The 20,546-nt window shown below is 42.3% G+C and carries 16 protein-coding genes; all 16 read left to right on the top strand.

From position 1 onward, the window contains the following. The first annotated feature begins 10 nt into the window (after nt 1-10). The 16 genes from C6344_RS03590 (at nt 11) to C6344_RS03665 (ending at nt 20,524) form a co-directional block, all read left to right on the top strand. Nucleotides 11-637: a chemotaxis protein CheC gene (locus C6344_RS03590; protein ID WP_034662328.1), complete on the top strand. Its 627-nt coding sequence runs from the start codon at nt 11-13 to the stop codon at nt 635-637. After that, entirely contained in the window at nt 637-1,137 is a 501-nt protein-coding gene (locus C6344_RS03595; protein WP_106030845.1) for a chemotaxis protein CheD, read from the top strand. The genes C6344_RS03590 and C6344_RS03595 overlap by 1 nt, the downstream gene beginning before the upstream one ends. A 24-nt stretch (nt 1,138-1,161) precedes the next feature. After that, the gene (locus C6344_RS03600; RefSeq protein WP_012009976.1) at nt 1,162-1,929 is read left to right on the top strand and encodes a FliA/WhiG family RNA polymerase sigma factor; all 768 of its coding nucleotides are present in this window, start codon (nt 1,162-1,164) and stop codon (nt 1,927-1,929) included. A 21-nt stretch (nt 1,930-1,950) separates the two neighbouring features. Then, nucleotides 1,951-2,490 carry a hypothetical protein gene (locus C6344_RS03605; RefSeq protein ID WP_060596274.1) on the top strand — a complete coding sequence of 180 codons (540 nt, stop codon included), beginning with the start codon at nt 1,951-1,953 and terminating at the stop codon, nt 2,488-2,490. Nucleotides 2,491-2,645: 155 nt separating this feature from the next. Continuing rightward, nucleotides 2,646-3,380 carry a 30S ribosomal protein S2 gene (rpsB, locus tag C6344_RS03610; RefSeq protein ID WP_003212093.1) on the top strand — a complete coding sequence of 245 codons (735 nt, stop codon included), beginning with the start codon at nt 2,646-2,648 and terminating at the stop codon, nt 3,378-3,380. Nucleotides 3,381-3,471: 91 nt separating this feature from the next. Beyond that, a complete protein-coding gene (tsf, locus tag C6344_RS03615; RefSeq protein ID WP_012009978.1) occupies nt 3,472-4,353 on the top strand; it encodes a translation elongation factor Ts in 882 nt (293 codons plus the stop codon). A gap of 134 nt (nt 4,354-4,487) precedes the next feature. Beyond that, entirely contained in the window at nt 4,488-5,210 is a 723-nt protein-coding gene (pyrH, locus tag C6344_RS03620) for a UMP kinase (RefSeq protein ID WP_008344767.1), read from the top strand. A gap of 1 nt (nt 5,211) precedes the next feature. Further along, complete coding sequence (gene frr / locus C6344_RS03625) at nt 5,212-5,769, top strand: ribosome recycling factor (RefSeq protein WP_003212469.1); 558 nt, start codon at nt 5,212-5,214, stop codon at nt 5,767-5,769. A gap of 129 nt (nt 5,770-5,898) precedes the next feature. Then, a complete protein-coding gene (gene uppS / locus C6344_RS03630; RefSeq protein ID WP_034662319.1) occupies nt 5,899-6,681 on the top strand; it encodes an undecaprenyl pyrophosphate synthase in 783 nt (260 codons plus the stop codon). A 12-nt stretch (nt 6,682-6,693) separates the two neighbouring features. Continuing rightward, nucleotides 6,694-7,488, top strand: a complete 795-nt coding sequence (locus C6344_RS03635; RefSeq protein WP_060596276.1) for a phosphatidate cytidylyltransferase — start codon at nt 6,694-6,696, stop codon at nt 7,486-7,488. A gap of 39 nt (nt 7,489-7,527) precedes the next feature. Further along, the gene (dxr, locus tag C6344_RS03640; RefSeq protein ID WP_060596277.1) at nt 7,528-8,679 is read left to right on the top strand and encodes a 1-deoxy-D-xylulose-5-phosphate reductoisomerase; all 1,152 of its coding nucleotides are present in this window, start codon (nt 7,528-7,530) and stop codon (nt 8,677-8,679) included. A 6-nt stretch (nt 8,680-8,685) separates the two neighbouring features. Continuing rightward, the gene (gene rseP, locus C6344_RS03645) at nt 8,686-9,951 is read left to right on the top strand and encodes an RIP metalloprotease RseP (RefSeq protein WP_095285177.1); all 1,266 of its coding nucleotides are present in this window, start codon (nt 8,686-8,688) and stop codon (nt 9,949-9,951) included. 80 nt (nt 9,952-10,031) lie between these two features. Then, nucleotides 10,032-11,729: a proline--tRNA ligase gene (locus C6344_RS03650; RefSeq protein WP_060596281.1), complete on the top strand. Its 1,698-nt coding sequence runs from the start codon at nt 10,032-10,034 to the stop codon at nt 11,727-11,729. 134 nt (nt 11,730-11,863) lie between these two features. Beyond that, nucleotides 11,864-16,117 (top strand): PolC-type DNA polymerase III, encoded by a 4,254-nt coding sequence (locus C6344_RS03655; RefSeq protein ID WP_240667871.1) that lies wholly within the window; start codon nt 11,864-11,866, stop codon nt 16,115-16,117. A 419-nt stretch (nt 16,118-16,536) separates the two neighbouring features. Further along, a complete protein-coding gene (locus C6344_RS03660; RefSeq protein WP_106072719.1) occupies nt 16,537-18,387 on the top strand; it encodes a glycoside hydrolase family 9 protein in 1,851 nt (616 codons plus the stop codon). Nucleotides 18,388-18,418: 31 nt separating this feature from the next. Then, a complete protein-coding gene (locus tag C6344_RS03665; protein WP_106072904.1) occupies nt 18,419-20,524 on the top strand; it encodes a glycoside hydrolase family 48 protein in 2,106 nt (701 codons plus the stop codon). Nucleotides 20,525-20,546: the final 22 nt, after the last annotated feature.

Here is a 20,546-nt window from a genome sequence, read left to right on the forward strand (position 1 = left end):
AGGATGTGAAATGAGCATTTTCAATGAAATAAAAGATGAACAGCTGGATGTATTAAGAGAGGTTGGGAATATTGGAGCAGGCCACGCCGCGTCTGCTCTTGCCAGCCTATTGGATCGCAAAATAGATATGGCTGTTCCGTTTGTCAAGGTTCTCTCGTTTGAAGAATTAATGGATTTCTTTGGCGGTGCAGACCTCCCAGTTGCAAGTATTTTCCTGCGGATGGAAGGAGATTTATCCGGCTCTATCTTTTTCATTATGCCATTTGAGCAAGCAGAGCAATTTGTAAGAGAGCTTGTACAGGATCCGGCATTTGATATTGATACCATTCACGAGCATGTGATGGGGACGTCAGCACTACACGAGCTGGGAAATATTTTAGCAGGCTCTTATTTATCAGCCCTTGCCGATTTAACAAAATTGCAGCTTCACCCAAGTGTTCCAGATGTTACGCTCGATATGTTCGGGGCTGTCATTAGTGAAGGGTTAATGCAATTCAGCCCTCTAGGGGATCAGGCAATTGTGATTGATACATCGATTTTTGATGATCAAAATAAGCAAGAGCTGAAAGGAAATATGTTTCTATTACCAGACTTTGAATCGTTTGAAAAACTATTCAAAGCATTAGGTAACCTGTAATGAACGTTCAGATTCCGGCAGTTGTAAAGGTTGGTATAGCGGATGTTCAGATTGTGAAAACACCGGACCGCATTCGGACATCCGGACTTGGTTCTTGTGTAGGACTTGTTCTGTTTGATCAAGAAAAAAAACTGGCAGGTCTTGTCCATGTCATGCTTCCAGACTCATCCCTTGCAAAAGGGGCAGTGGAGAACTTGGCTAAATATGCAGATACAGGTGTCAAGCATACAATTGATCTGCTTCTTAAAGAAGGAGCACGCAAACATGCGCTAAAGGCAAAACTTGCTGGCGGCGCAGAAATGTTTAAGTTTAAGTCAACCAATGATCTGATGAGAATTGGACCTAGAAACGTATCAGCTGTTAAAGAACATCTGTCTCTTTATCGCATCCCGATCATTAGTGAGGATACGGGCGGGAACAATGGCCGTACGATTGAATTTGATCCGCTTACGACAGAGCTTGAGATCCGCACTGTGAAGCAAGGCACTATGAAGATATAACTAAGGAAGTATAGGGGGAGAAAGATGCAATCCTTAAATTACGAAGATCAGGCGCTATGGGCTAGATGGAAAGAGTGGAAGGACCCAGCTGCTGGAGATGATCTTATGCGCCGCTATATGCCGCTCGTCACATATCATGTTGGAAGAATTTCCATCGGACTCCCGAAGTCAGTGCATAAAGAAGACTTGATCAGTCTAGGGATGCTCGGTTTATATGATGCCCTTGAAAAATTCGACCCCGGAAGAGATCTGAAGTTTGATACATATGCATCCTTCAGAATCCGCGGGGCCATCATCGACGGTCTTCGTAAAGAGGACTGGCTGCCTCGTACATCAAGAGAAAAAACAAAAAAAGTAGAAGCGGCTATTGAAAAGCTTGAACAGCGCTATTTACGAAATGTGACGCCGACAGAAGTGGCAGAGGAACTTGGCATGAGTGAACAGGATGTTGTCACAACAATGAATGAAGGTTTCTTTGCGAATCTGCTTTCAATCGACGAGAAGCTGCATGATCAAGAAGACGGTGAAAACGTCCAAGTCATGATTCGCGACGAGAAAACAGTGACACCTGAAGAGAAGATGCTGAAAGATGAATTAATAGAACAGCTTGCTGAAAAAATGACCGAGCTATCGGAAAAAGAAAAGCTCGTGATCAGTCTTTTCTATAAAGAGGAACTGACGTTAACAGAAATCGGTCATGTGCTCAATTTATCGACCTCGCGCATTTCGCAAATTCATTCAAAGGCATTGTTCAAGCTTAAGCATCTGCTTGATAAAGCCATTCAATCTTAAAGAGTTAGTGAGTGAAAAAATATGTTATGGCTGATTAGCTTCATGCTTCATGCTGCACTTATTTATTTTGTGATCATTTTATATACGAGAATGAATTCGCTGAAGATAACTGAACAAAAGCAGCGAGAACTTCTAGAAGAAACGGAAAATACGCTGGCTGCATTTTTGATGGAAGTCAAAGAAGAGAATGACAAACTATCAAAAGTGGCAGCCGCTTCCCCTGATTTTTCTGCTGAAGAGCTGAAATCGGATTTTCAGACACCAAAGCAGCCACAACCACCAATTGAATCCCAGCAATCGGTAGAAAGTGAAGATCCAGTACCAGAGCACTTGTCGGCTCTCCTTAGTGAAGTTGAAGTGCAGGAAGAGAAGGTAAACGAACCCGTTCCACATCTTGAATCAGAAGCTTCTGTGCCTTCTGAAAGTGAAATAGAAGAAACATTCGAGGACCAAGTGAAGACCTTATATGACAAAGGGCATTCGCTAGAAGAAATAGCGAAAGAACTGAAAACGGGCAAGACAGAAATCGAGCTTTTATTAAAATTTAGCGGAAAGCTGTAAAGGATTCTTGATTGTCAGTCCATCATGTGTTATATTATTTCTTGGTGTTAAATACACACGCTTAATGATTCGTATGAAGGTGCTGCCGTGGCGCAGTTTTATGTGAACATGACTTGAGCGGAGGAAAAAAAACCATTATATTAGGAGGCAACAAAATGTCAGTTATTTCTATGAAACAATTGCTAGAAGCTGGTGTTCACTTCGGTCACCAAACGCGCCGTTGGAACCCAAAAATGAAGCGTTACATCTTTACAGAGCGTAACGGTATCTACATCATCGATCTTCAAAAAACGGTGAAAAAAGTAGAAGAAGCTTACAACTTCACGAAAAACCTTGCTGCTGACGGAGGGAAAATCCTTTTCGTTGGTACGAAAAAGCAAGCACAAGATTCAGTGAAAGAAGAAGCAATCCGTTCTGGTATGTTCTATGTGAACCAACGCTGGCTTGGTGGAACTTTAACAAACTTTGAAACAATCCAAAAACGTATCAAACGTTTAAAAGATATTGAAAAAATGCAAGAAAACGGTACATTCGATGTTCTTCCTAAGAAAGAAGTCGTTCAACTGAAAAAAGAATTAGAGCGTCTTGAAAAATTCCTAGGCGGAATCAAAGACATGAAAGGTCTTCCGGATGCACTTTTCATTATCGACCCTCGTAAAGAGCGTATTGCAGTTGCAGAAGCTCGTAAATTGAATATCCCAATCATCGGTATCGTTGACACAAACTGTGATCCAGACGAAATTGATGTTGTGATCCCTGCAAACGATGATGCAATCCGTGCTGTAAAACTTCTAACTGCTAAAATGGCAGATGCGATTCTTGAGTCTAAACAAGGCGAAGAAGAAGCTGTTGTAGAAGAAACGACAGAAACTGAAACAACAACTGCGTAACCTATTCAAAAGGTGATAAGAGGGAAATGCCTTTTATCACCTTTTTTTCACCTAGTAATCCGTGTTTTAACATAGAAGGAGGAAATGTAAAATGGCAATTACTGCTCAATTAGTTAAAGAACTGCGTCAAAAAACTGGTGCAGGTATGATGGACTGTAAAAAAGCGTTAACAGAAACTGATGGTGACATCGACAAAGCAATCGATCTTCTAAGAGAAAAAGGAATTGCAAAAGCTGCGAAAAAAGCAGACCGTATTGCTGCAGAAGGATTAACTCTTATCAAAACTGACGGCAACACAGGCGTGATCCTAGAAGTGAACTCTGAGACTGATTTCGTTGCGAAAAACGAAGGATTCCAATCACTTCTTAACGAACTTGCTGATCATTTGCTTGCTGCTAAACCTGCAACAATTGAAGAAGCTCATGCTTCTAAAATGGAAAACGGTTCAACTGTTGAAGAGCATATCACATCTGCAATTGCAAAAATCGGAGAGAAAATCACTCTACGTCGTTTCTCTGTTATCACGAAAGAAGATAACGCAGCATTCGGTTCTTACTTACACATGGGCGGACGCATCGGTGTGTTAGCTGTTCTTAACGGAACAACTGACGAAGAGCTTGCAAGAGACATTGCAATGCACGTTGCTGCTGTAAACCCTAAATACATTTCTCGTGACCAAGTGTCAGAAGAAGAAGCAAACCGTGAGCGCGAAGTATTAACACAGCAAGCGCTTCAAGAAGGAAAGCCTGAAAATATCGTAGCTAAAATGGTAGAAGGCCGTCTAAACAAATTCTTCGAAGAAATTTGCTTACTTGACCAAGCATTCGTTAAAAACCCAGATGAAAAAGTGAAACAAGTAGTAGCTGCGAAAAACGCAAGCATTCAAACTTATGTTCGCTATGAAGTGGGCGAAGGTATTGAAAAGCGTCAAGACAACTTTGCTGAAGAAGTTATGAGCCAAGTGAAAAAATAATGTTTGAAAAGCTCTCTGGGGCTTTTTTAGGGAGCACAAGCACTGTGTTCCCTATTTTTTAGAGGATATTGATTTACAAAAGACAGTTTCTTACGCATAATAAGAGACGGTATAGTTTACACTTGGAGGTTATCATGAGCAAACCGAAATATAATCGCATTGTACTGAAGCTAAGTGGCGAAGCACTAGCAGGTGATGCTGGAAATGGAATTAACCCAACTGTCATTCAATCAATTGCAAAGCAAGTAAAAGAAATTGCAGAGCTTGATGTTGAGGTTGCAGTTGTTGTAGGCGGAGGAAACCTTTGGCGCGGTAAGACAGGCAGTGACTTGGGAATGGACCGTGCAACAGCAGACTACATGGGCATGCTGGCAACAGTGATGAATTCACTCGCGCTACAGGACAGCCTAGAAACGCTTGGCATTCAGTCTAGGGTACAAACCTCTATCGAAATGAGACAGGTTGCAGAGCCATACATAAGAAGAAAAGCGATCCGTCATCTTGAGAAGAAACGTGTCGTGATTTTTGCTGCAGGTACTGGTAACCCTTATTTCTCTACAGATACAACGGCAGCACTTCGTGCAGCAGAAATTGAAGCAGATGTCATTTTAATGGCGAAAAATAATGTAGACGGTGTCTACAGTGCTGATCCTCGTACAGATGCGGATGCAGTAAAATATGATAAGCTTTCATATCTTGACGTGTTAAAAGAAGGGCTTGCTGTAATGGATTCTACTGCGTCCTCATTATGTATGGACAATGACATTCCATTAATCGTATTCTCCATTATGGAAGAAGGAAATATTAAACGTGCCGTAAATGGCGAATCAATTGGAACGATTGTGAGGGGGAAATAACGTGTCAAAAGAAGTATTGAACCAAACGAAAGAAAAAATGGAAAAAGCTGTTCAAGCATACGGACGTGAACTAGCAACTGTTCGTGCGGGCAGAGCAAATGCTTCATTGCTTGATAAAGTGACGGTTGATTATTACGGTGCACAAACACCACTCAACCAAATCGCGTCAATCACAGTGCCAGAAGCACGTATGCTGATTATCACACCTTATGATAAAACAGCCATCGGTGATATCGAAAAATCGATCCAAAAGTCTGATCTTGGCATCACGCCAACAAGTGACGGAAATGTGATCCGCATTGCGATTCCTGCACTAACAGAAGAAAGACGTAAAGAGCTTGTGAAAGTGGTAAGAAAATATTCAGAAGAAGCAAAAGTAGCTGTTCGTAATGTTCGTCGTGATGCAAACGATGAGTTGAAAAAGCTTGAGAAAAATGGTGAGATCACTGAAGATGAATTAAGATCATCGACAGAGGATGTTCAAAAATTGACAGATGAATATGTCGCTAAAATTGATGACGTGACGAAAGATAAAGAAAAAGAAATCATGGAAGTTTAAGAAAAAACTATGTACAATAGATAATAGTGAAAAGACCCTCTTCATGTTTACAGGGGGTTTTTTTGTTAATACTGTTGGTGACTATATTATTAGCGGGAACGCAACCTTTTTGGGTGATGGAGGAATCTCATGCTCAATATACTCAAAAATTGGAAGAATCAGCAAACTGCTGCTTCCAACTTAGAAAGCCTGACAAAAGAAGACATATTAAATGGAGAAATTCCTGAACATATCGCCATTATCATGGATGGGAACGGAAGATGGGCGAAAAAACGTGCTCTTCCACGGGTAGCAGGACATCATGAAGGAATGAAAGTCGTCAAGCGCATGACAAAGCTTGCAAATGAGCTGAATGTCAAAGTGCTGACTTTGTATGCTTTCTCTACGGAAAATTGGAAACGTCCAAAACTAGAAGTAGACTTTTTAATGAAGCTTCCTGAAGAATTTTTGAACATCTACCTGCCTGAACTCATCGAGGAAAATGTCCGTGTGCGCTTAACAGGTGATCCAGACGGCCTCCCGCAGCATACGAAAAGAGCGGTAGAGAACGCAGTAAAGAGTACGGCGAATAACGACGGACTCGTTTTGAATTTTGCGCTCAACTATGGAGGGCGCACAGAAATCGTCTCCGCATGCAGACAAATTTCTGAAAAAGTCAAAGAAGGTAAGCTTCAAGCAGAAGACATCACAGAAGAGATGTTTTCAGCTTATTTAATGACAGAATCTCTTCAAGATCCGGATTTGCTTATTCGCACAAGTGGAGAAATTAGATTAAGTAACTTTATGCTTTGGCAAATTGCATACAGCGAGTTTGTCTTTACGGATGTGCTTTGGCCTGACTTTTCTGATGAGCATCTTATAGGCGCTATCGGAGAATACCAGCGCCGCGGCCGGAGGTTCGGTGGAATTTAGAGGGTGGTGCAGATGAAACAAAGAATTTTGACGGGTGTTTTGGCAGCTGCAGTCTTTTTACTTGCGGTTATATATGGACAGATGCCATTTACCCTGCTGATTTACTTAATGGGAAGTGTCGCTCTCTTTGAGCTTCTAAGAATGAAAAAGATATCGATTTTCAGCTTTCCTGGTATTGTCAGCTTAATATTGCTTTGGCTTTTAATGGGCGGAGAGAACAGCTTCTTCCCGAACGTAGACGCATCAAAAATGCAAATTGCTTTATTTGCAGTCTTAATCCTTTTAACTTATACAGTGTTGAGCAAAAACTCTTTCACATTCGATGAGGTTGCTTTTGTTGTATTAGCGACATTATATATTGGCGTCAGTTTCTATTATTTCATCCAAATTAGAGGCTTATATGGCATGAGTGCGATCTTCTTCGCAGCAGTGATTATTTGGTCCACTGACTCAGGTGCTTACTTTATTGGGAAATCTATGGGGAAACGAAAGCTCTGGCCAGAGATCAGTCCAAACAAAACAGTAGAAGGATTTATCGGCGGAATCGTCACAGCGGTCGTGTTGTCATTTGTGTTTCAGGCGGTTACAGGATTTTTGCCATCATATCTGCTTGTTATGTTTATTACTCTTTTGCTCAGTATCTTTGGACAGCTTGGCGACCTTGTGGAATCTGCTTTAAAGCGTCATTATCACGTAAAGGATTCAGGGACAATTCTCCCTGGACATGGCGGGATTTTGGACAGGTTTGACAGCTTTTTGTTCGTTCTGCCGTTTTTATATTTACTGCTCGCAACGTTTGCCAGCTAACCTCATAGAAACTTATTGAACGAGAGAAGGAGTGGCAATTTGAAATATATTTCGCTATTAGGCGCAACAGGATCAATTGGAGAACAAACATTAGATGTGATTAGGCAGCACCCAGACAAATTTAAGCTGAAAGCCATGACATTTGGCCGAAATGTAGATAAGGCCATTCCAATCATAGAACAGTTTCAGCCTGAATTTGTCGGATGTTTAAGTGAAGAGACTTATCAGACGCTAAAAGGTCATTCATTTGAATACGATGTCAAGATGGCTGCTGGTGATGAAGCCAACATCGAGGCAGCGACCTATGATGCAGTGGACGTTGTGGTCAATGCACTTGTAGGAAGTGTTGGGCTTGTTCCAACATTAAAGGCCATTGAACAAAAAAAGACGATTGCACTCGCAAATAAGGAAACACTTGTCACAGCTGGTCATATAGTAAAAGAGTACGCGAAAACATATGATGTACCTTTACTTCCTGTCGATAGTGAGCATTCCGCTATTTTTCAATGCCTGCAAGGTGAACAAGCTAAAAACATTGAACGCTTAATCGTGACAGCTTCAGGTGGTAGTTTCCGAGATAAAAAACGAACTGAACTTGAAGGTGTTACGGTTGAAGAAGCGCTGAACCACCCAAACTGGTCAATGGGAGCGAAAATTACCATTGATTCAGCGACGATGATGAATAAAGGGCTCGAGGTGATTGAGGCACATTGGTTGTTTGATATACCGTATGAACAAATTGATGTGCTGTTACATAAAGAGAGCATTATCCATTCGATGGTGGAATTTCACGACAAAAGCGTCATGGCTCAGTTAGGGACACCAGACATGAGAGTGCCGATTCAATATGCACTCACATACCCTGACAGGGCGCCATTACCAGAAGCGAAATCATTGAACCTTTGGGAGATTGGACAATTGAATTTCCAAAAAGCGGATTTTGACAGGTATCGCTGCTTACATTTTGCTTATGAATCAGGTAAAATAGGAGGGACAATGCCTGCTGTGCTCAATGCAGCAAATGAAATGGCAGTTGATGCATTTCTGAAAGGCAAAGTAACGTTCCTGCAAATTGAAGAATTGATTGAAAAGGCACTAAATAGACATCATGTGATTTCAACGCCTAGTTTGCAAGATATCCATGAAGTGGACAAAGATACACGAGACTTTGTTCAATCAATCCTCACATAAGGTGGTATGTTCGTGAATACAGTGATTGCGTTTATTATTATTTTTGGAACGCTCGTTTTTTTCCACGAGCTTGGCCATTTAATTATGGCGCAGCGAGCGGGGATTTTATGCCGCGAGTTCGCAATTGGTTTTGGGCCGAAGATTTTCTCCTTTAAACGAAAGGAAACCGTTTATACCATTAGACTGCTCCCTATTGGCGGATTTGTTAAAATGGCAGGAGAGGACCCTGAAGTCATTGAAATTAAACCAGGTCATACAGTGGGGCTCTTATTCAATGAGCAAAATGAAGTAGAAAAAATCATTTTAAATGACAAAGAAAAATATCCTGATGCACTTGTCATCGAAGTTGAGCAGATTGATTTAGATCATGCCATGAGAATCTCAGGATATGAAGCTGGAAATGAAGATATTTTAACTGGCTACAATGTCAGTCAAACAAGCTTTTATATTGCAGATGGTGAAGAAATTCAAATCGCACCATACAATCGTCAATTTGGATCAAAAACGGTATGGCAGCGTATTAAAGCGATCGCAGCTGGACCGATTATGAACTTTATCCTGGCGTATGTGATTTTGGTTGCTTTAGGCTTTATTCAAGGGGTAACCGTTGATGATCCTGTACTCGGCAAGCTGACGAAAGACGGCCGAGCGGCAGAAGCTGGACTCATGCAGGGAGACCACATCGTGTCCATTAACGGGGATAAAATGAATTCTTGGACAGACGTCGTTCAAACCGTTCAAAAGAACCCTGAGAAAAAAATGAATGTCGTCATTGACCGAGACGGCAAAGAAAGCACTGTGCAGGTTGTACCAGAAGCTGTGAAAGCAGACGGAAAAAGCATTGGCCGTTTCGGATCTTATCCGCCAACTGAAAATGGATTTCTGAAGGTTATTTCATCCTCAGGAACGACTGTGATTTCAACAGCAGGACTGATTTTAACGAACTTGCAAAAAATTGTCACAGGACAATTTTCACTAGATATGTTAGCAGGTCCTGTTGGGATCTATGACATGACAGGAGAAGTAGCCAAGCAAGGTGTGTTAACATTAATGCAGTTTGCGGCGTTCCTTAGTATCAACTTAGGCATCGTGAATTTATTACCGATTCCTGCACTAGACGGAGGACGTTTACTATTCTTGTTTGTTGAAGCCATTCGTGGTAAACCAATTAATCGTGAGAAAGAAGCACTTGTTGTCTTTATCGGTGTTGCATTCCTCATGCTGTTAATGCTAGTGGTTACGTGGAATGACATCCAGCGATTATTTTTATAAAAACCAATGTCTCTTGTTTCTCATTACGGGAAACAAGAGTTTTTGTGAGTAGTCCTATTTCATAAATGAGGTGTAACGACATGAGACAATCCCTGACTTTCATTCCAACTCTTCGAGAGGTGCCGGCAGATGCTGAGGCAAAAAGTCATCAGCTCTTAGTAAGAGCTGGGTTCATTAGACAAAATACAAGCGGAATCTATCATTATCTGCCGCTTGCTCATAAAGTCATCCAGCATATTCAATCCATTGTTCGCAAGGAAATGGAAAAGGCAGGAGCAGCTGAGCTGTTAATGCCAGTGCTGCAGCAGGCAGAAATGTGGCAAGAGTCAGGAAGATGGTATACATACGGTCCAGAATTGATGCGTATGAAAGATCGTCATGGCCGCGAGTTCGCACTTGGCCCAACGCACGAAGAGGTGATCACATCACTCGTACGCAGCGAAGTAAAATCGTATAAGAAGCTTCCTTTAACTCTTTATCAAATTCAATCAAAATTCCGCGATGAACAGAGACCGCGTTTTGGGCTGCTGCGCGGACGTGAATTTATTATGAAGGATGCGTACTCATTCCATTCTTCACCAGAAAGCCTTGATGACACATACAACAAGATGTTTACAGCTTACTCCAATGTATTCTCAAAAGTAGGTCTTAATTTTAGACCAGTCATTGCAGATTCTGGTGCAATGGGAGGAAAAGATACACATGAGTTTATGGCACTGTCAGAAGTAGGAGAAGATACAATTGCATACTCTGACACATCTTCCTATGCTGCGAACATTGAAATGGCTGAAGCTGTTTATCACGGAGAAGAAGCAAATCCTGCGGACTTCAAAGAACTTGAAAAAGTCCACACACCGCAAGTGAAAACGATTCAAGACATCGCTGGATTTTTAGAAGTTGATTCTTCTCTTTGTATCAAATCTGTTTTGTTTAAAGCAGATGATGCGTATGTTCTAATCCTGACTAGAGGCGACCATGAAGTAAATGATGTGAAAGTGAAAAACTTGGTAGGAGCACAGCTTGTAGAGCTTGCTACTCGCGAAGAAGTACTAGAAGTCATTGGAACAGAGCCTGGATTTGTTGGTCCTGTGAAGCTGGAAGCAGAAGTCGATATTTATGCAGACCTTGCGGTTAAAGGCATGACAAATGCTGTCGCAGGTGCAAACGAAGCGGATTATCACTATGTCAATGTCAATCCTGCGCGTGATGTATCAGTGAAAGAATTCACAGATCTTCGTTTGATTCAAGAAGGAGATGTTTCTCCAGATGGAGAAGGCACAATCCAATTTGCCAAAGGGATTGAAGTAGGACAAGTCTTTAAACTAGGCACTCGTTATTCTGAGTCAATGGATGCGACGTACCTCGATGAGAATGGACGAGCGCAGCCAATGATTATGGGATGCTATGGTATCGGTATCTCTAGAACTCTTTCAGCAATTGTTGAACAGCATCACGATGAGAAAGGAATCATTTGGCCCGAAACTGTTGCGCCATATGACCTTCATCTCCTTGCATTAAATATGAAAAACGATGCTCAAAAAGAGCTGGCTGAAACGTTATACGAGCGCTTAGAAGATGAGGGCTTTGACGTACTTTTCGATGACCGCCAAGAGCGTGCCGGAGTAAAATTTGCAGACAGTGATTTAATTGGGCTGCCAATTCGCATTAGCTGCGGAAAACGTTCAGAAGAAGGCATTGTTGAAGTGAAGTTTAGAAAATCAGGTGAATCACATGAAGTATCTGTTGATGAGCTGATTTCATTTATACGCCAAGCATAAAAACGAACAAAAAAATGAAGGTACCTCCTGTAGAAAAGAGGTACCTTTCTGATTGACAAAAGGAGGGTTCTGTCTTGGATGAACAATTACCGATCACACGGCGGCAATTTCATATATTACTCAATCAGATTCAAATGACAGATGATGACCTCAGTCGTTACTTTGAAGAAGGAGAAATCGTCAAATTGACGGTGCATAAGGCGACGAAAACGTGGCATTTCCTTTTTAAATTTAAGGCGCTTCTGCCTTACAAGGTATATGCGATGTTTCTCAGCAGGCTGACAAATGCATTTTCTCATATTGCACAAGTCACTTGTACGATTGAAGTCAATGATCCGAACATCTCTGAAGAGCTCGTTCAATCGTATTGGTCACATTGTGTGGAAGAGCTTCAAGGAATTTCTCCTCCAATCATCAGCTTGCTTCAGCAGCAAAAACCATCGCTGTCTGGACATAAAATCATCATCAAAACGAAAAGCGAAACAGAGGCTTTGGCCATCAAGAAGAAGTACAGCCCAATGCTCCAGGCTGCTTTTAAACAAGTGGGCTTTCCAGAGCTGCAATTCGATACAGAAATTTTTGTATCAGATCAAGAGATTCAGAAGTTCAGAGAACAAAAGCTTGCTGAAGATCAAGAAAGAGCGATGCAAGCCCTCACTGAGATGGAGAAGAAGGAAAGTGAGGAGCAGGATGAAGCTCCGTCTGGTCCTCTCATGATTGGCTATCAAATTAAAGACAATGAAGAAATTCGTACGCTTGATAGTATTATGGATGAGGAACGAAGAATCACCGTTCAAGGCTACGTATTCGATGCAGAAACGCGTGAGCTGAAAAGCGGCAGAACGCTTTGTATCTTTAAGATTACAGATTATACAAACAGTATTTTAATCAAAATGTTTGCAAGAGAAAAAGAAGATGCCCAGCTGATGAAATCATTGAAAAAAGGCATGTGGGTCAAAGCAAGAGGAAGCATTCAAAACGATACGTTTGTCAGAGACCTTGTCATGATTGCCAATGACGTCAATGAAATGAAACCTCAGCTGAAAGAGGATACGGCACCTGAGGGTGAAAAACGTGTCGAGCTTCATTTGCATTCCCCAATGAGCCAAATGGATGCTGTCACTGGCATTGGCAGGCTGGTGGAACAAGCAAAAAAATGGGGACATGAAGCGATTGCCCTGACGGATCATGCGGTTGTACAATCCTTCCCAGATGCGTATGCAGCAAGTAAAAAACATGACATCAAAATGATGTACGGTGTGGAAATCAACTTGGTCGACGACGGAGTACCCATTGCCTATAATCCGGAGCACCGTTTGTTAGATGACGCGACGTATGTCGTATTTGACGTAGAGACAACTGGACTTTCAGCCGTTTATGACACGATCATTGAGCTGGCAGCAGTGAAAATAAAAGGCGGGGAAATCATTGACCGCTTTGAGGCATTTGCAAATCCTCATCACCCATTATCAGCGACAACGATCGAATTAACGGGTATTACGGATGATATGGTCAGAGATGCTCCAGATGTCGTCGATGTCGTGCGCGATTTCAAAGAATGGATTGGACAAGATATCCTTGTTGCGCACAATGCAAGTTTTGATATGGGCTTTTTAAATGCAGCGTACAAACGCCTGTTAAAAACAGATAAAGCGTCAAACCCTGTGATTGATACACTTGAACTTGGCCGATTCCTTTACCCTGAATTTAAAAATCACCGGCTCAATACACTTTGTAAAAAGTTCGATATAGAACTGACGCAGCATCACCGGGCCATTTACGATGCAGAGGCGACAGGCTACCTCATGCTGAAGATGCTAAAAGATGCGGCTGAAAAAGAAATTGCCTATCACGATCAATTGAATGAAAACATGGGTCAGTCTAATGCCTACCAGCGCTCACGTCCTTACCATGCCATTCTGATCGCACAAAATGAGACCGGTCTGAAAAATTTATTCAAACTTGTTTCTCTTTCTCATATTCATTATTTCTACCGGGTGCCGCGCATTCCGCGCTCACAGCTTGAGAAATATCGAGAAGGTTTAATTATCGGGTCTGCCTGTGATAAGGGTGAGGTCTTTGAAGGGATGATGCAAAAATCACCTGATGAGGTGGAAGACATTGCAGCATTTTACGACTATTTAGAAGTTCATCCGCCAGAAGTGTATCAGCATCTGCTGCAGCTGGAGCTTGTTCGAGATGAACGTGCGTTAAAAGAAATCATCACAAACATTGTGAAGCTTGGCGAAAAGCTCAATAAACCAGTCGTGGCAACTGGAAATGTGCATTATCTGCATCCAGAAGACAAAATTTATCGTAAAATCTTAATTTCATCACAGGGTGGAGCAAATCCGCTTAACCGTCACGAACTGCCAAAAGTTCATTTTAGAACGACAGATGAAATGCTTGAAGCATTCTCCTTCCTAGGAGACGAAAAAGCGAAAGAGATCGTCGTGGCGAATACGAAAAAAGTATCTGAGATGGTCGAAAGCATTAAACCAATCAAAGATGACCTATACACACCAAAAATTGAAGGTGCAGATGAAGAAATACGGGAAATGAGCTATCAAATGGCGCGCAGCATCTACGGAGATGATTTGCCGAAAATTGTAGAAGACCGTATTGAGAAAGAATTAAAAAGTATTATCGGCCATGGATTCGCCGTTATTTACTTAATCTCTCATAAGCTTGTAAAGAAATCACTTGATGATGGATATCTTGTTGGTTCAAGGGGATCTGTCGGCTCATCTCTTGTTGCAACATTAACAGAGATTACCGAAGTGAACCCACTTGCTCCGCATTATGTATGTCCAAGCTGTAAGCATTCGGAGTTCTTTAATGACGGATCTGTTGGTTCAGGCTTTGACCTTCCTGACAAAGACTGTCCAGAATGTGGTACGCCGTACAAAAAAGACGGACATGATATTCCGTTTGAAACGTTCTTAGGTTTTAAAGGAGACAAAGTCCCTGATATCGACTTGAACTTCTCAGGTGAATATCAGCCGATTGCACATAACTATACGAAAGAGCTGTTCGGTGAAGAGTATGTATACCGAGCAGGTACGATTGGTACTGTTGCAGAAAAAACAGCATATGGTTACGTGAAAGGCTACGCTGGAGATCATAATCTTCATATGAGGGGCGCAGAAATCGACCGGCTTGTCCAAGGCTGTACAGGGGTCAAACGGACAACGGGCCAGCATCCAGGCGGTATTATCGTAGTGCCGGATTATATGGACATTTATGATTTCTCACCAATTCAATATCCAGCAGATGCGACAGGTTCTGATTGGAAAACGACGCATTTTGATTTCCATTCAATCCATGACAACTTGCTCAAGCTTGATATACTAGGGCACGATGATCCAACGGTTATTCGTATGCTACAGGATTTAAGCGGAATCGATCCAAAAACGATTCCAACAGACGATCCAGAAGTGATGAAAATTTTCCAAGGAACAGAGCCTCTAGGTGTAACAGAAGAGCAAATTGGCTGTAAAACAGGTACACTCGGTATTCCGGAGTTTGGGACAAGGTTTGTTCGGCAAATGCTTGAGGATACAAAACCAACGACCTTCTCAGAGCTCGTTCAGATCTCTGGACTATCACACGGGACGGATGTATGGCTCGGAAACGCGCAAGAACTCATTCACAATAAAACGTGTGAACTAAGTGAAGTGATTGGGTGTCGTGACGATATTATGGTCTATCTCATCTATCAGGGCTTAGAGCCGTCACTCGCATTTAAAATCATGGAGTCTGTTCGTAAAGGAAAGGGACTTCCCCCTGAATGGGAAGAAGAAATGAAGAATAATAATGTACCGAACTGGTATATTGATTCTTGTAAAAAGATCAAATACATGTTCCCTAAAGCCCACGCAGCTGCTTACGTATTAATGGCTGTACGGATTGCCTACTTCAAGGTGCATCATGCACTTTTATACTATGCGGCTTACTTTACCGTTCGTGCAGATGACTTTGATATCGAAACGATGACAAAAGGATCGAATGCGATTCGAGCAGTCATGGACGATATTAACTCAAAAGGTCTAGATGCATCACCGAAAGAAAAGAACCTATTAACTGTACTAGAGCTTGCACTTGAAATGTGTGAAAGAGGCTACCATTTCAAAAAAGTGGACCTCTATCGATCAAGTGCAACAGAGTTTATCATTGATGGAGATGGATTAATTCCGCCATTCAACTCGATCCCTGGACTCGGAACAAACGTTGCGTTAAATATTGTTCGCGCACGACAAGACGGGGAATTCCTTTCAAAAGAAGATTTACAAAAACGCGGAAAAGTGTCGAAAACGATCCTAGAATATTTAGATCGTCAAGGCTGCTTAGAAGCACTTCCCGATCAAAACCAGCTTTCTTTGTTTTAATGCGATTCATGAAGAGCGTCCTTAAAGGGGCGTTCTTTTTTCATATACAATAATTTTATTATGTTAACTAATAAAGATTTTCCACCAAATGGAATCATTTTCTTATTCATTCATATACCTTGATTTAACGTGATGTTTTAAGAGAAGAGATTGTATGTCATTCTTTCTACCCAAATAGAGCAAAAAAGAGAATTTCGCCGTCTGAAATGTTCTCATGCGACATATGATCATTCTGGGTACAGTCACAAAAAGAATCAAGAGAAAAAACCTTCGATGAGCGTAAAGCTGATTGCTGTTTACTATGCTTATTTTTGAAACGTATTTGATTCTTTTCAAAACTGTTCAAATCACGTTCTGAATAAAAGGAGGTGGCTTGTCTATTCATGTTTGACTAAAAAGAAGGAGTGAGTCATACGGAAATGGCATCTTATAACTATGTAGAGGTTCTTCAAAAATCCTTGTTGTTTTATGAAGCGCAGCGGTCTGGAAAGCTTCCCGAAAGCAGCCGTCTCAACTGGCGGGGAGATTCTGGACTAGAGGACGGGAAGGATGTAGGGCATGATTTAACTGGCGGCTGGTATGACGCAGGTGATCATGTGAAATTTGGGCTTCCGATGGCCTACTCAGCAGCTGTGCTTGCATGGACAGTATATGAATACCGAGAAGCCTATGAAGAGGCAGAACTGCTTGATGACATCCTCGATCAAATCAGGTGGGCAACGGATTATTTTTTGAAAGCACATACAGGTCCGAACGAGTTTTGGGCGCAGGTAGGTGATGGGAACGCTGATCATGCTTGGTGGGGACCGGCAGAAGTGATGCCGATGAGCCGGCCAGCTTTTAAAATTGATGAAAATTGTCCAGGAACAGAAGTAGCCGCACAAACTGCTGCAGCTTTAGCAGCGAGTTCTATCATTTTTAAAGAGACAGATGCCCCTTATGCAGCAAAGCTTCTGACCCACGCGAAACAGCTTTATGCATTTGCTGACAGGTATCGCGGCGAGTATACAGATTGTGTCACAAACGCTCAGCCGTTTTACAACTCCTGGAGCGGCTATATTGACGAACTCATTTGGGGCGGAATCTGGCTGTACTTGGCAACAAATGAAGAGACCTATTTAAATCAAGCACTAAAAGCAGTAGAAGAATGGCCAAAGGATTGGGATTATACGTTTACCATGTCATGGGACAATACTTTCTTCGCTTCACAAATCTTACTCGCAAGAATCACGAAGGAGAATAGATTTATAGAATCGACAGAGCGTAACCTCGATTACTGGACCACAGGTCTTGTTCAAAATGGAAAAGTCGAAAGAATCACTTATACGCCTGGCGGTTTGGCATGGCTAGATCAATGGGGATCGCTTCGTTACACAGCAAATGCAGCATTTTTAGCCTTTGTCTATGCTGATTGGGTTTCAGATGAAGAAAAAAAGAATCGATATCAAACGTTTGCGGTCAATCAAACTCACTATATGCTTGGTGATAATCCGCTCAATAGAAGTTATGTCGTTGGGTTTGGCCAGAACCCGCCGAAGCATCCACACCATCGAACTGCACATGGCTCATGGTCTAACCAGCTGACAAATCCTCCGTATCATCGGCACACTCTTTATGGAGCGCTTGTTGGCGGGCCTAATGCACAGGATCAATATGACGATGACATCTCTGATTATGTATCAAACGAGGTGGCGACGGACTATAATGCCGCCTTTACTGGAAATATAGCCAAAATGGTGCAGCTGTTTGGAAAGGGGCAATCTAAGCTTCCCAATTTCCCGCCTAAAGAACAGGCTCAGGATGAGTTTTTTGTAGAGGCAGCTCTGATGAATAACGATACAACATCAACTCAGGTGAAGGCGGTTCTATACAATCGGTCCGGCTGGCCGGCAAGAAGCAGTCAAACGCTGTTCTTTAGATATTATGTCAATCTAAGTGAGGTCTTTGCAAAGGGATTCACTGAAAAAGATATTCAAGTGACAGCAGCCTACAATGAAGGCGCTTCCTTATCTCCGCTGAAGGTATATGACGCATCAGCCCACGTATATTATGCAGAAATTGATTTTACGGGCGTAGCGATTTTTCCTGGAGGAGAATCAGAGCATAAGAAGGAAATACAATTTCGATTATCTGCACCAAATGGGGCGAATATATGGGATGCCTCAAATGATTATTCCTTTCAAGGCTTAACATCTAATATGCAAAAAACAGCGAGGATTCCTGTTTTTGATGATGGTGCTTTGGTATTTGGTGCACTTCCAGACAAATAAAAATCAAAATTTTATTGAAAGGGTGAAGGACTTGTCAAACAAAGAACGGTTTTTAACGCTTTATCATCAAATTAAAAGTGATGCGAATGGATATTTTTCACCAGAAGGAATTCCGTATCATTCAATCGAGACGCTCATTTGCGAAGCGCCTGATTATGGGCATATGACGACTTCAGAAGCGTATAGCTATTGGCTGTGGCTTGAGGTGTTGTACGGACATTACACAGGGGATTGGAGCAAATTAGAGGCAGCCTGGGACAATATGGAGAAGTACATCATCCCAGTAAATGAAGATGGAAATGATGAGCAACCGCATATGAGCGCCTACAATCCTTCTAGCCCAGCCACATACGCAGCAGAAAAACCATACCCGGATCAATACCCTAGCCAGTTAAGCGGTGCTCGTCCTGCGGGTCAAGATCCGATTGATGGTGAATTGAAATCAACCTATGGAACGAATGAAACGTATTTAATGCACTGGCTGCTTGATGTCGATAACTGGTATAAATATGGAAACTTGCTCAACCCATCACATACAGCTGCATATGTGAACACATTCCAGCGTGGTCCACAGGAATCCGTATGGGAGGCCATCCCTCATCCTTCACAAGATGATAAATCTTTTGGAAAGCCGAATGAAGGCTTTATGAGCTTGTTCACAAAAGAAAATCAAGCACCAGCTGCTCAGTGGCGCTATACCAATGCGACGGATGCTGATGCGCGTGCAATACAAGTGATGTATTGGGCGAAGGAACTCGGCTATAATGAGTCAGCCTATCTTGATAAAGCGAAAAAAATGGGGGATTTTCTTCGTTACGGTATGTACGATAAATATTTTCAAACGATTGGAAGCGGCAAACAGGGGAATCCGTACCCTGGAAACGGAAAGGGTGCCTGTCATTACTTAATGGCGTGGTATACCTCTTGGGGCGGAGGCCTTGGCGACCATGCCAACTGGTCATGGCGTATTGGAGCTAGCCATTGTCACCAAGGGTATCAAAACCCTGTCGCCGCTTATGCTTTATCCTCAGACAAAGGAGGCTTAAAGCCATCTTCCGCTACTGGTGCAAGCGATTGGGAAAAAACATTAAAAAGGCAGCTTGAATTTTATGTATGGCTTCAATCTAAAGAGGGAGCGATTGCAGGAGGTGCAACCAATAGCTGGAATGGAGACTATAGTGCTTATCCGGCGGGAAGAAGTACTTTTTACGATATGGCATATGAGGATGCACCTGTTTATCTTGACCCGCCTTCTAATAACTGGTTTGGGATGCAGGCATGGCCGATGGAGCGCGTAGCAGAGCTTTATTACATTTTTGTGAAAGATGGAGACAAAACATCTGAAAATGTCCAAATGGCCAAATCTTGCATCACAAAATGGGTCAACTATGCATTAGATTACATTTTTATCGGCAGCCGTCCTGTGTCGGATGAAGAGGGTTATTTCTTAGATGACCAAGGACAAAGAATTCTAGGAGGAACAAATGCTGCTGTTGCTACAACGAGTGCACCTGGCGAGTTTTGGCTTCCTGGAAATATTGCTTGGAGCGGACAGCCTGACACTTGGAATGGGTTCCAGTCTGCAACAGGAAATCCAAACTTAACAGCTGTAACAAAAGATCCAACTCAGGATACGGGCGTACTAGGGAGTCTAGTCAAGGCTTTAACTTTCTTTGCTGCTGCCACTAAGCTAGAAACAGGGGATTATACAGCGCTTGGTGTCAGAGCGAAAGATGCTGCCGCACAGCTCCTTGAGGTTGCGTGGAATTACAATGATGGCGTGGGCATTGTAACAGAAGAAGAAAGAGAGGACTATGACCGCTTCTTTAAAAAAGAAGTGTATTTCCCAAATGGTTGGAACGGGACATTTGGTCAAGGGAATCAGATTCCTGGAGCCAGCACTATTCCTTCTGTTCCGCAGCGAGGAGGTAATGGGGTCTATACGAGTTTTGCTGATCTTCGTCCGAACATTAAACAAGATCCAGCATGGTCTTCACTCGAGAGTAAATATCAGTCTTCATTTAATGAAGCAACAGGCAAATGGGAGAATGGGGCACCGGTTTTCACCTATCACCGTTTCTGGTCTCAAGTGGATATGGCCACTGCCTACGCTGAATATCATCGTCTCATCAACTAGCAGGTCAAATTTAAGCTGCCGG

It is taken from the genome of Bacillus sp. GBSW19 (assembly GCF_002998655.1).
GTDB lineage: Bacteria > Bacillota > Bacilli > Bacillales > Bacillaceae > Bacillus.

Coding starts and splice junctions, on each gene's coding strand:
- tsf (WP_012009978.1), top strand. CDS start 3,472: ATGGCAATTACTGCTCAATTAGTTAAAGAACTGCGTCAAAAAACTGGT.
- C6344_RS03650 (WP_060596281.1), top strand. CDS start 10,032: ATGAGACAATCCCTGACTTTCATTCCAACTCTTCGAGAGGTGCCGGCA.
- C6344_RS03635 (WP_060596276.1), top strand. CDS start 6,694: ATGAAACAAAGAATTTTGACGGGTGTTTTGGCAGCTGCAGTCTTTTTA.
- rseP (WP_095285177.1), top strand. CDS start 8,686: ATGTTCGTGAATACAGTGATTGCGTTTATTATTATTTTTGGAACGCTC.
- C6344_RS03660 (WP_106072719.1), top strand. CDS start 16,537: ATGGCATCTTATAACTATGTAGAGGTTCTTCAAAAATCCTTGTTGTTT.
- C6344_RS03605 (WP_060596274.1), top strand. CDS start 1,951: ATGTTATGGCTGATTAGCTTCATGCTTCATGCTGCACTTATTTATTTT.
- pyrH (WP_008344767.1), top strand. CDS start 4,488: ATGAGCAAACCGAAATATAATCGCATTGTACTGAAGCTAAGTGGCGAA.
- rpsB (WP_003212093.1), top strand. CDS start 2,646: ATGTCAGTTATTTCTATGAAACAATTGCTAGAAGCTGGTGTTCACTTC.
- uppS (WP_034662319.1), top strand. CDS start 5,899: ATGCTCAATATACTCAAAAATTGGAAGAATCAGCAAACTGCTGCTTCC.
- C6344_RS03590 (WP_034662328.1), top strand. CDS start 11: ATGAGCATTTTCAATGAAATAAAAGATGAACAGCTGGATGTATTAAGA.
- C6344_RS03595 (WP_106030845.1), top strand. CDS start 637: ATGAACGTTCAGATTCCGGCAGTTGTAAAGGTTGGTATAGCGGATGTT.
- C6344_RS03655 (WP_240667871.1), top strand. CDS start 11,864: ATGACAGATGATGACCTCAGTCGTTACTTTGAAGAAGGAGAAATCGTC.
- C6344_RS03600 (WP_012009976.1), top strand. CDS start 1,162: ATGCAATCCTTAAATTACGAAGATCAGGCGCTATGGGCTAGATGGAAA.